Source organism: Streptomyces sp. NPDC054956 (assembly GCF_053609185.1).
In genome coordinates, this window is sequence record NZ_JBSGXB010000068.1 from 16,765 (window position 1) to 27,929 (window position 11,165).

11 protein-coding genes and 1 pseudogene are annotated in these 11,165 nt (G+C 72.2%); 8 read left to right on the forward strand and 4 right to left on the reverse strand.

The genetic code is table 11. The features are described from left to right. Positions 1 to 6: 6 nt before the first annotated feature. Positions 7 to 1,338 (forward strand): styrene monooxygenase/indole monooxygenase family protein, encoded by a 1,332-nt coding sequence (locus ACWGDE_RS14235; RefSeq protein WP_453389267.1) that lies wholly within the window; start codon positions 7 to 9, stop codon positions 1,336 to 1,338. Here the strand turns inward: ACWGDE_RS14235 and ACWGDE_RS14240 are convergent. Continuing rightward, positions 1,317 to 2,447 (reverse strand): annotated as a pseudogene (locus ACWGDE_RS14240) (NlpC/P60 family protein); the annotation flags it as partial. The gene ACWGDE_RS14235 and the pseudogene ACWGDE_RS14240 sit on opposite strands and share 22 nt — an antisense overlap. A gap of 211 nt (positions 2,448 to 2,658) precedes the next feature. On the opposite strand from ACWGDE_RS14240, the gene ACWGDE_RS14245 reads away from it, so the two are divergent. After that, positions 2,659 to 3,315, forward strand: a complete 657-nt coding sequence (locus ACWGDE_RS14245; RefSeq protein WP_453389268.1) for a hypothetical protein — start codon at positions 2,659 to 2,661, stop codon at positions 3,313 to 3,315. A gap of 118 nt (positions 3,316 to 3,433) precedes the next feature. On the opposite strand, the gene ACWGDE_RS14250 is transcribed toward ACWGDE_RS14245, so the two are convergent. After that, entirely contained in the window at positions 3,434 to 3,772 is a 339-nt protein-coding gene (locus tag ACWGDE_RS14250) for an SHOCT domain-containing protein (protein WP_453389269.1), read from the reverse strand. Beyond that, positions 3,772 to 4,161: a DUF6325 family protein gene (locus ACWGDE_RS14255; RefSeq protein ID WP_453389270.1), complete on the reverse strand. Its 390-nt coding sequence runs from the start codon at positions 4,159 to 4,161 to the stop codon at positions 3,772 to 3,774. The genes ACWGDE_RS14250 and ACWGDE_RS14255 overlap by 1 nt, the downstream gene beginning before the upstream one ends. Positions 4,162 to 4,268: 107 nt before the next feature. Here ACWGDE_RS14255 and ACWGDE_RS14260 point away from each other — a divergent pair, with 107 nt between their 5' ends. The 3 genes from ACWGDE_RS14260 to ACWGDE_RS14270 are packed head-to-tail and all read left to right on the forward strand — an operon-like array spanning position 4,269 to position 7,592. Continuing rightward, entirely contained in the window at positions 4,269 to 5,639 is a 1,371-nt protein-coding gene (locus ACWGDE_RS14260; RefSeq protein ID WP_453389271.1) for an FtsW/RodA/SpoVE family cell cycle protein, read from the forward strand. Next, positions 5,636 to 7,096, forward strand: coding sequence for a penicillin-binding transpeptidase domain-containing protein (locus tag ACWGDE_RS14265; RefSeq protein WP_453389272.1), 1,461 nt, complete (start codon positions 5,636 to 5,638; stop codon positions 7,094 to 7,096). Before ACWGDE_RS14260 ends, ACWGDE_RS14265 begins: the two co-directional genes overlap by 4 nt. A 43-nt stretch (positions 7,097 to 7,139) precedes the next feature. Further along, positions 7,140 to 7,592 (forward strand): DUF3291 domain-containing protein, encoded by a 453-nt coding sequence (locus ACWGDE_RS14270; RefSeq protein ID WP_453389273.1) that lies wholly within the window; start codon positions 7,140 to 7,142, stop codon positions 7,590 to 7,592. Positions 7,593 to 7,650: 58 nt separating this feature from the next. On the opposite strand, the gene ACWGDE_RS14275 is transcribed toward ACWGDE_RS14270, so the two are convergent. Further along, positions 7,651 to 8,757: a ferritin-like domain-containing protein gene (locus ACWGDE_RS14275; RefSeq protein ID WP_453389274.1), complete on the reverse strand. Its 1,107-nt coding sequence runs from the start codon at positions 8,755 to 8,757 to the stop codon at positions 7,651 to 7,653. 176 nt (positions 8,758 to 8,933) lie between these two features. Between ACWGDE_RS14275 and ACWGDE_RS14280 the strand changes: the two genes are divergently transcribed. The 3 genes from ACWGDE_RS14280 (at position 8,934) to ACWGDE_RS14290 (ending at position 10,985) form a co-directional block, all read left to right on the forward strand. Next, positions 8,934 to 9,863, forward strand: coding sequence for an AurF N-oxygenase family protein (locus tag ACWGDE_RS14280; protein WP_453389275.1), 930 nt, complete (start codon positions 8,934 to 8,936; stop codon positions 9,861 to 9,863). Between the two features lie 102 nt (positions 9,864 to 9,965). Next, the gene (locus ACWGDE_RS14285) at positions 9,966 to 10,682 is read left to right on the forward strand and encodes a TetR/AcrR family transcriptional regulator (RefSeq protein ID WP_453389276.1); all 717 of its coding nucleotides are present in this window, start codon (positions 9,966 to 9,968) and stop codon (positions 10,680 to 10,682) included. Between the two features lie 27 nt (positions 10,683 to 10,709). After that, positions 10,710 to 10,985: a hypothetical protein gene (locus tag ACWGDE_RS14290; RefSeq protein ID WP_453389277.1), complete on the forward strand. Its 276-nt coding sequence runs from the start codon at positions 10,710 to 10,712 to the stop codon at positions 10,983 to 10,985. The last annotated feature ends 180 nt before the right edge of the window (positions 10,986 to 11,165 follow it).

Consider the following 11,165-nt stretch of genomic DNA (forward strand, 5'->3'; position numbering starts at 1 on the left):
CGTGAGATGCGCAAGATACTCGTCGTCGGCGCCGGCCAGTCCGGCCTCCAGCTCGCCCTCGGACTCCAGTCGAAGGGGTACGAGGTCACGCTCATGTCCAACCGGACGGCGGACGAGATCCGCGCCGGTCGGGTCATGTCCACCCAGTGCATGTTCGACACGGCGCTCCAGCACGAGCGGGACCTCCAGCTGAACTTCTGGGAGCAGCAGGCCCCGAAGATCGAGGGCCTGGGCGTCTCCGTCGCCGCCCCCGACACCTCCCGCGCCGTCGACTGGCTGGGCAGGCTGAAGGGCTTCGCGCAGTCCGTCGACCAGCGCGTGAAGATGGCCGGCTGGCTGGACACCTTCGCGCAGCGCGGCGGCCAGCTGGTCATCCACGGTGCGTCCGTCTCCGACCTGGACTTCTTCGCGCGCACCTACGACCTGGTGCTGGTCGCGGCCGGCAAGGGCGAGCTCGTCTCGCTGTTCGGCCGGGACGCGGCCCGCTCCCCGTACGACGCCCCGCAGCGCGCGCTCGCGGTCAGCTACGTGCACGGGCTCGGTCCGCGCCCCGAGCACCCGGAGACGGAGGCCGTGCGCTGCAACCTCGTCCCGGGGGTCGGCGAGCTGTTCGTCATGCCGACGCTGACCACCTCCGGGCGGGCCGACATCCTGTTCTGGGAGGGCATCCCGGGCGGTCCGCTGGACGTGTTCAACGGCGTGCAGGACCCGGCCGACCACCTGGCGCTGACGCTGGAACTGATGGAGAAGTTCACGCCCTGGGAATACGCCCGGGCGACGAAGGTGGAGCTGACGGACGCGGGCGCCACGCTCGCCGGCCGCTACGCGCCCGTGGTCCGCAACCCGATCGGACGGCTGCCCGGCGGCGGTCTGGTGCTGGGCGTCGCGGACGTGGTCGTGGCCAACGACCCGATCACCGGGCAGGGTTCGAACTCCGCCGCCAAGTGCGCGGCCTCGTACCTCTCGTCGATCCTCATGCACGGGGACAACCCGTTCGACGAGGCGTGGATGAAGGCCACCTTCGACAAGTACTGGTTCACCATCGGCAAGCCGGTCACCCAGTGGACCAACGCCATGCTCGGGGTCCCGCCGGAGCACGTGCTGAACCTGATCGGTGCGGCCGGGCAGCTCCAGCCGGTGGCGAATCGTTTCGCCAACGGCTTCGACAACCCGGCCGACTTCGACGGGTACTTCTACGACCCCGAGGACGCGGCCGACTACCTGGCGGAGGTCGCCGCGGCCTCGCCCCCCTCGGCCCCCTCGGCCGCCTCGGCCACCCCGGCGCCTTCGGCGGAGGCCCCGTCGGACGCCCCGGAGGGGGCCCCGGCCTCCGAGTAACCCGTGTCGTCGCCCGCCGCGGCCGCCTGGGAGTCGGGCAGCCGCGGCGGGGTGAACTCGGGCAGCGGCGCCCCGTCGGGATCGGGCCGTACCGCGCCGAGCAGCGGGTTCGCGGCGATCGGCGAGACCTTGACCCTCGTTCCCGGCCGGGGTGCCTGGATCACCTTGCCGTCGCCGATGTACAGGGCCACGTGCGTGGCGGTCGGGAAGTACACCACCAGATCGCCGGGGCGCAGCTCGTCGAGGGGCACCCGCGGCAGCTGGGCCCACTGCTCCTGACTGGTCCGGGGGATCGTGCGGCCCGCGTGCGCCCAGGCCTGCGAGGTCAGCCCGGAACAGTCGAAGGAGGCCGGCCCCTCGGCGCCCCAGACGTACGGCTTCCCGAGCTGGGCGGTCGCGTACGTGAGGGCCGTGCCCCCGGCCGCCGTGGGGTTACGGGGCTGCGTGCCCAGCTTCCCCGACTCGACGAGCGCCCGCTGCGCGGCGGCCGTGTCCGCGGCTTCGCGGGTGCCGAGCTCGGTGAGCTGGGCGGGGGTGAGGGAGGCGAGCAGCCGCTCGACCTCCTTGAGCCGGCCCGCGGCCTCCTCCTTGCGCTTCTTGGTCTCCTCGGCCAGCTTCTGCTCGGAGTCCAGGGCCTTGCGGGCGGCGGTGGCGAGCGCGTCGGCCTGCTGCTCGCCGCGGGTGAGCCGGTCCAGCGCGGCGGCCCGGCGGGCCCCCTCGCGGTCGGCGAGCCGGCGCTGGTCCAGGACGCCCTGCGGATCCCCGGCGAACAGCATCCGGGCGTACGGGGAGAACCCCCGGGCCCCCCTGTACTGCTCGCGGGCCAGCCGCCCGGCGGTGGCCTGCGCCTCGGTGACCGCCGTACGGGCCCTGCCGAGCTCGGTGCTGAGCCGGCGCTCCTCGCCCTGCCGGGAGGTGAGGGCGGTCTCGGCGGCATTGTAGGCCTCGGTGGCCTGTTCGGCCTGCTGGTAGAGGCCTTGCAGACGGGTGAGCAGCACCCCGACGGACTCCGCTTCGGGGAGCCCCGGCTCGGCCCCCGCACTCGGGACGGGCCCGGCGACGAGGAGTACCGCGGCGATGCAGGCGGCGCGAAGCGGCCGATGTGACATGGGATCACCTCCGAGGCGCCCGATGCTGCCACGCCCGGTATGACAAATCGCCCAACGGTGTCGGCCGGTCGCTCCGGCGTCACCCGGTTGGCGGGGCGGGGGCGTTCGAGGCGTACGAGCCGGGGGCGGGGGCTCCCCTCCCCCGCGCGGGGGAGGGGGCTGGTCCCGCGGAGTGACGCGGTGGCCGGGCCCGTTCGACAGGCTGAAGCACATGACCACCCCCGCTGACGTCCCGGCCCCGGTGACCTCCGCCCCGGTTGCCGTCCCGGCCCCCGCCCCCGCCTCCCGCCGCGTGCGGTGGACCGCCTATGCCGGCGCCTGCTCGCTGATCCCCTACGCCGCGATGAAGGCCTACTGGTCCTTCGGCGGCACCGCGGGCCTCCCCGCCGGAACCACCAGCCTGCTGGACAAGATGAAGGACGCCGACCGGGGGAGGGAAGTGGGCGTGCTCAACCGCGCGTTCCTCTGGTGCTACGAGCACGGCATCGACGTCACGATCGTGCTGGCCGCCCTGGGCACGGTCCTGCTCCTCGGCCTCGTCCGCCCGTGGGGGCGGATCTTCCCGCGCTGGGTGCCGTTGGCCGCCGGGAAGCCGGTCCCGCGCTGGCTCCCGCTGACACCGGCCTGGCCGGCAGCCGGTTTCCTCGCCCCGGTGTTCGGCGTGATCGCCCCGGTCACCGCGGTGCTGACCGCGTTCGGCGCCGCCCACCCGAACACGGGCGGCTTCGCACCCGTCATCTTCCTCGTCGCCTACGGAGGCTTCGGCTCCTACGGTCTCGCCCTGGGCGCGGCGGCCTGGTCCTACCAGCGCAGGACCCGGCCCGGGCGCCCAAGAGCCGCCCGGCGCGCCTTCCGCCGGGTCCCTTGACCGGCCTGCGGCCCGACCGCGCCGGGCGGGCCGAGGAGACGCCCGCCCGAGACGCCCGCGCGAGACGCGGGCCGCCGCCCAGGCCGCAGGGCCGAGACATCCCGGCCGGTTCGCGGCCTCAGTCCCGCAGCAGCCGGGCCTTGGCCGTCGTGAACTCCTGCGGGGTCAGCAGGCCCTCGCGGGCCAGGTCGGCCAGCTGGCGCAGCTCCGCCACCAGGCCGGCCGAGGGGGCGGGCCCCTCGTGCCGGGGTTCGTCCTCCGCGTGGAGCCCCGGAGCCTCCTCCGGCTCCGGCTCCGGTTCGGTGAACTCGGGCTCCTCCGGCTCCGGCTCGGCCTCGTACGGCGGCTCCGTCTCCTCCACGGCCCCCGCCGCCCGGGTCAGCAGGCCCCGCAGCAGCGGGCGGCCGGGGCGGCGCCGGGCCGCGCGGACCGTGACTCCCACCGGTCGGATGAACATCAGGCCGCCCCCGTCCGCTCCGGCGGGATGCGGACCGAGCCGACGATCCGCCCGCCCGCCGACCGTACGGCGATCGCCGCGTCCTCGGCCCACGCGTGCTCGACCAGGAGAAGGAGCGCGCAGCTCCCGCGCTCCAGCAGTTCCGCCGCTTCCCGCACGTCCTCCGGACCGATCAGCTGGGCCGCGTCACGGCCGGTCAGCAGCCCCTGGAGCTCCACGAACTCGTCGAACTCCGCCGCCATGACTTCCCCGGCCGCCGTCTTCGTGGCCACGAGCCCGTCGATCAGCCGGACGACCCCGGCCTTGCGCAGCCCCGTCACCGCCTCGACCGCGGGCACCCGCAGCTGTTCCTCGGGGAAGGCCAGGACGATGAACTCCACAGGTCCCATGGGGCGAGACTCCGTTCCCTGCGTCACTTTCGACCGGTTCTGACGACTCTTCGGCACACTATGACATAAGCGGACATACGGCCCGTCTCCTTGCTACGTTTCCCCGTATGACCGCTCTGACGGCAAAGGTGGCGGAGCCCGTTCCGCCCCCGCCACCCGATGCCCGCGCCCCCAAGCGCCGCGGAGTCGAGCTGTCGCTGCTCGCCGGCGCCGTCCTGATCGCCGTCCTCGGCCACCTCTACGTCGGCCTCGCCACCACCGGCCACGTCCCGCGCCCCGCCGCGCACTACGCCGCCGGCCTCGCCGGAGCCGCGCTCGCCGCCCACCTCGCCGTCCGCCTGTGGGCCCCGTACGCCGATCCGCTCCTGCTCCCGATCGCGGTCCTGCTCAACGGCCTCGGACTCGTGCTCATCCAGCGGCTCGACGCCACCACCCCCGGCCGCCTCACCGCCGGGGAGCAACTGCGCTGGTCGGCCCTCGGGGTGGTGCTCTTCGTGCTGGTCCTCGCGCTGCTCCGGGACCACCGGGTCCTGCAGAAGTACGCGTACCTCTCGGTCGCCGTCGCGCTCGTGCTGATGCTGGTCCCCGTCTTCTTCCCGGCCGTCAACGGGGCGCACATCTGGATCAGGTTCGCCGGACTCTCCTTCCAGCCCGGGGAGTTCGCCAAGATCCTGCTCGCCGTGTTCTTCGCCGCCTACCTCGCCGCGAACCGCACCGCCCTCGCCCTCACCGGCCGCACCCTCTTCTGGAAGCTGAAGCTGCTCCCCGGCCGCGTGCTCGGCCCGATCCTGGCGATCTGGCTGCTCTCCGTCGGCGTGCTCGTCCTGGAGCGCGACCTCGGGACCTCGCTGCTCTTCTTCGGCCTCTTCGTCATCATGCTGTTCACCGCCACCGGCCGGATCGGCTGGATCGCGATCGGACTGCTGCTCGCTGCCGTGGGCGCGTACGCCGTGGGGACGTTCGAACCGCACGTGAACAGCCGCGTGGACGACTGGCTGAATCCTTTCGCCTCCATCGAACGCGGCGAAGGCCCCGGCCAGCTCGCCCAGTCCCTCTTCGCCTTCGGCGCCGGCGGACTCCTCGGCGCCGGCCTCGGCCACGGCCAGTCCTTCCTGATCGGCTTCGCCGCCAAGTCCGACTTCATCCTCGCCACCGCCGGAGAGGAGCTCGGCCTCGCCGGGCTCACCGCCATCCTGCTCCTGTACGGGCTCCTCGTCGCCCGCGGCTTCCGCGCCGGCCTCGCGCTGCGCGACCCCTTCGGCCGCCTCCTCGCCACCGGGCTCGCCTCGATCGTCGCGCTCCAGGTGTTCGTCATCGCCGGCGGCGTCACCGGCCTGATCCCGCTCACCGGCATGGCCATGCCCTTCCTCGCGCAGGGCGGCTCCTCCGTCGTCACCAACTGGATCATCGTCGCCCTGCTCGTCCGGCTCAGCGACAGCGCCCGCAGACCCCGGCCGGCCGAGGAGGCCGCGGCGTGATCCGCTACATCCGCTGGTGCGCGTGGTTCTGCGCCCTGCTCCTCGTCGCCCTGCTGGTCAACGTGGCCCGCGTCCAGGTCTGGGAAGCCGCCGCCTACGGCGCGAACCCGGCCAACAAGCGCCCCGCCATCGAGCGCTACGCCGAACCGCGCGGTGACATCACCGTCGACGGCCGGCCCGTCACCGGCTCCCGCGACAGCCGCCAACTCCTGCGCTACGAGCGCACGTACAAGAACGGCCCGCTGTACGCGCCCGTCACCGGCTTCTCCTCCCAGACGTACGGGACCAGCTTCCTGGAGCGCTCCGAGGACGCGGTCCTCTCCGGCACCGATCCCGGACTCTCCGCCTTCCCGCTCTGGTACGAGCTCTCGCGCGGCCGCCCCGGCGGCGGCAACGCCGTCACCACCATCCGGGCGGACATGCAGCTGGCCGCCTACACCGGGCTCGCCGGCAAACGGGGCGCGGTCGCCGCCGTCGAACCGGCCACGGGCCGGATCCTCGCCCTGGTCAGCAGCCCCTCCTACGATCCGGCGGTGCTCTCCGGTACGGGGCCGAAGGTCAAGGAGGCCTGGGAAAAGCTCAACGCGGACCCCGCCAGGCCGATGCTCAACCGCGCGCTGCGCGAGACGTACCCGCCCGGCTCCACCTTCAAGATCGTGACGGCGGCCGCCGCTCTGGACACGGGCGTGGTCACCGACGTGGACGCGCCGACCCAGACCCCGGACCCCTACCCGCTGCCGGGCACCAGCACCCTGCTCCCGAACGCCGGCACCGGCTGCGCCGACGCCTCCATGGCGGACGCGGTGCAGTGGTCCTGCAACACGGTGATGGCGAAGATCGGCGTACAGGTCGGGCTGCGCGGGATGACGGAGGCGGCGCAGCGGTTCGGGTTCAACGACGACGGGCTGCGCGTACCGGCCTGGGTGTCGCGCTCGAACTTCGACACCGACATGAGTCCGGACCAGCTGGCCCTGTCCTCGATCGGGCAGTTCAACACCACGGCCACGCCCCTGCAGATGGCGATGGTGGCGGCGGCCGTGGCCAACGGCGGCGAGCTCAAGGCCCCGTACCTGGTGGAACGCACCACCCAGGACGACGGCGACCCCGTGCGCCGGGCCGGCCAGCGCAGTCTCGGCCGGGCCATGACCCCGGTGACCGCGATGCGGATGCAGGAGCTGATGGTGAAGGTGGTGGAGAACGGCACGGGGAAGAACGCGGCGATCCCGGGCGCGGTGGTCGGCGGCAAGACCGGCACCGCCCAGCACGGGCTCGGCAACGCCGGCACCCCGTACGCCTGGTTCATCTCCTGGGCCAAGCCGGAGGGCGGCCGGCCGCCGGCCGTCGCGGTGGCGGTCGTCGTGGAGGACGCCTCGGCCGTGCGCGGGGACATCAGCGGCAACGGCGCGGCCGCGCCGATCGCGCGGGCGGTGATGGAGGCGGCTCTGTCCACCCCGTGAAACGGCGTAGGAGCAGGGCGGGTTCCCTGATTACCGTACGGAAATGACCTACGAACTCGCACAGGTGAACATAGCGCGACTCAAATACCCACTGGACTCCCCGGAATTGAAGGACTTCGTCGACGGACTCGACCCGGTCAACGCCGTCGCCGACGCGGCGGAGGGCTTCGTCTGGCGGCTGGAGGGCGAGGGCGGCGACGCCACCGACGTGCCCGTCTTCGACGACGAGTGGATCATCATCAACATGTCGGTGTGGCGGGACGCGGAAACCCTCGACGCGTTCATGTACGCGGGCCGCCACCGCGAGCTGCTGGCCAGGCGCCGCGAGTGGTTCGAGCAGGTCAAGGAGGCCATGGCGGCCCTGTGGTGGGTCCCGGCGGGGGAGCGCCCCACGGTCGCGGACGCCGAGGAGCGCCTGACCCACCTCCGCGAACACGGCCCGACGCCTTACGCGTTCACCTTCCGCCAGCAGTTCCCGCCGGAGCCGGCGGCGTAGGCGGGGCGCTGGGACGGCGGGACGTTCGGGCCGCCCGCCGCTCCGGCCGCCCACCGCTTCAGCCGTCCGCGCCCTCCGCGATGGCCTGCGTCACCTCGGCCACCCGCTCGGCCTCCTCGACCGCGAACCGTTCGCGGTCGAGGGCCTCGGCGATCTCCTCGTCCTGGCTCATCAGCAGGTCCAGGTTGGAGTCGCCCATCTCGAAGACGCCCATGTCCAGGTACGCCTTCTGCAGCCGCTCGCCCCACAGCCCGATGTCCTTCACGCAGGGCACGATCCGGCTGAACAGCAGCCTGCGGAAGAGCGCCAGGAACTCCGACTGCTCGCTGAACTCCTCCGCCTCCTTGCGCGAGATGCCGAAGTTCTCCAGCACCTCCACCCCGCGCAGCCGGTCCCGCATCAGGTAGCAGCCCTCGATCACGAACTCCTCGCGCTCGCGCAGCTCCGCGTCGGATAGCTGTTTGTAGTAGTCGCGCAGCGCCATCCGCCCGAAGGCCACGTGCCGTGCCTCGTCCTGCATCACGTAGGCCAGGATCTGCTTGGGCAGCGGCTTGTTGGTGGTGTCGCGGATCATGCCGAACGCGGCCAGCGCCAGCCCCTCGATGAGCACCTGCATGCCCAGGTACGGCATGTCCCAGCGGGAGTCGCGCAGGGTGTCGCCGAGCAGGCCCTGCAGGTTGTCGTTGATCGGGTAGAGCATCCCGATCTTCTCGTGCAGGAACCGCCCGAATATCTCGGCGTGCCGGGCCTCGTCCATGGTCTGCGTGGCGGAGTAGAACTTCGCGTCCAGGTCCGGCACCGATTCGACGATGCGCGCCGCGCACACCATCGCCCCCTGCTCACCGTGGAGGAACTGGCTGAAGTTCCACGCGGTGTAGTGCCGGCGCAGTTCGCCCTTGTCCCGGTCGGTGAGTTTGGCCCAGTGCCGGGTGCCGTACAGCGGCAGCGCGTCGTCCGGGGTGCCGAGGGGATTGTGCGGATCCACCTCGAGGTCCCAGTCGATGCGCTTGGCGCCGTCCCACTGTTTGTCCTTGCCCTTCTGGTACAGGGCCAGCAGCCGCTCGCGGCCGCCGTCGTACTCCCAGCTGAAACGGGCGTTGCCGGAGGCGGGGACCGGCCAGACGGTCTCGCCCGGATCGTTGGTGTAGAGCTCGTGCGTCGACACTGACGCCCCCTCGTCTCACGTAGCCGTGTACTTCCGTACAGGACTGGACAGTTGGCAGCGTCACACGTTGGTAGACGCGCGGTCAACAAGTCGTGTGCGAGGGATTGACGGTCTTGCTGACAAGCAGTCTCATAAGGAGTGACCGCCGGTAACTCGACGACGAGGTGTCCGAAGCCATGACCACCGTGACCGAACGCGCCGAGCTGCGTGACGCACTCGGCCTGCTCAAGGACCGAGAGCAGATCGCCGAGCGGCTGCTCGAATCCTCGGCGAAGCACTCCTTCGACCCCGACAAGGAGCTCGACTGGGACGCCCCGCCCATCGACGGCAAGTATTACTGGCCGCCCGAGCTGCTCTCCCTCTTCGACACCCCGCTCTGGAAGAAGATGGGCGAGGAGCAGCGCATCGAGCTCTCCCGCCACGAGGCGGCGGCGCTCGGCTCGCTCGGCATCTGGTTCGAGATCATCCTCATGCAGCTGCTGGTCCGGCACGTCTACGACAAGCCCCTGACCAGCAATCACGTCCGGTACGCGCTCACCGAGATCGCCGACGAGTGCCGTCACTCGATGATGTTCGCCCGCATGATCAAGACGGGTGGTGCCCCCGAGTACCCGGTGTCCCGCCTGAACCACAACCTCGCCCGGGTCCTCAAGACCGTCTCCACCACCCCCGGTTCCTTCGCCTGCACCCTCCTAGGCGAGGAGATCCTCGACTGGATGCAGCGCCTGACCTTCCCGGACGAGCGCGTCCAGCCCCTCGTACGCGGAGTCACCCGCATCCACGTCATCGAGGAGGCGCGCCACGTCCGCTACGCCCGCGAGGAACTGCGCCGCCAGATGCTCACCGCCCCGCGCTGGGAGCAGGAACTCACCCGCATCAGCTGCGGCGAGGCCGCCCGCGTCTTCTCGGTCGCCTTCGTGAACCCGCAGGTCTACGACAACATCGGCGTCGACCGGCGCGAGGCGCTCGCCCAGGTCAAGGCCAGCGGGCACCGCAGGGAGGTCATGCAGACCGGAGCCAAGCGGCTCACCGACTTCCTCGACGACATCGGGGTACTGCGCGGGGTCGGGCGCAGGCTCTGGAAGAGCTCGGGCCTGCTGGCCTGAGGCGGGCACGGGGGGCGGGCCCGGGCTTCGGAGGCGGCCCCCGAGCCTTCCCGCCGGAAGACTCCTCCCCTCATGGACATCGGGTGGGGCTACCCTGCGGACATGACAGCCGTACGGGCGTACCGCAGGTTGAGCGTCGAGGAGCGCCGGGCCCAGCTCCTCGACGCGGCCCTGACGCTGTTCGCGCACCGGGCGCCGGAGGAGGTCTCGCTCGACGACGTCGCCGAGGCCGCCGGCGTCTCGCGCCCCCTGGTCTACCGCTACTTCCCCGGCGGCAAGCAGCAGCTCTACGAGGCCGCCCTGCGCTCGGCGGCCGACGTCCTGCGGCTCTGCTTCGCCGAACCCCAGGCCGGACCGCTCACCCAGCGGCTCTCCCGGGCCCTGGACCGCTACCTCGCCTTCGTCGACGAGCACGACGCGGGCTTCTCCGCCCTCCTCCAGGGCGGCAGCGTGGTCGAGACCTCCCGCACCACCGCCACCGTCGACGGCATCCGCCGGGCGGCCGCCGAGGCGATCCTCTTCCACCTCGGCGTACCGGACCCGGGCCCGCGCCTGCGGATGATGGTGCGCACGTGGATCACGGCCGTCGAGGCCGCCTCGCTGATCTGGATCGACGAGGGCAAGCAGCCGGAGACCGACTCGCTCCGGGACTGGCTGGTGGACCAGTTCATCGCCCTCCTCACCGCGACGGCCGCCACCGACCCGGAGACGGCCGCGGCCGCACGTGCCGCGCTCGCGCTCGAATCTGCGGACGGCCCGGTCGGGGTACTGGCCCGCCGGGTGATCCCCGTGGTCTCCGAGGCGGCCCACCTGCTGTGATTTCGGAACTGCTGTGAGACTGGAGGGGTGAGAAGCCAACCCACCCCCTTCGAGGGCGGCCCGATGGACGGCCGGTCCCTCCCGATCCTCCTCGGCCCGACCGGTCACCCGCCCAAGTGGTACGAGATCCCGGTCCCCGATCAGGACGGCGGCGCCCCGACGGTCCTGCTGTACGAGCGGGTCCCCGCGGGGTACTCGAAGCGACTGGGCCTCCAGAAGGGGTGGAAGTACACCTACGTCCCGGACGCCCGCAAACCGAAGCTCCGCTGGCCCTGGACGAAGCCGGTGCCTCCGGCGGTCTGACGGGGGAGGCACCCCGGGCCTCCGCCCCGAACCCATCCCCGGACTCCGTCCGGGCCCCAGCCGTGCGGCACCGCTGCACGGGGGCCAGCCCCCGGACCCCCGCGCCTCAAACGCCGGCGGGCCTGAAAGATCGCCTCCATCGCCGGCGGGGCTGAATTTGGCCGGGGTCGGCCCGCACGA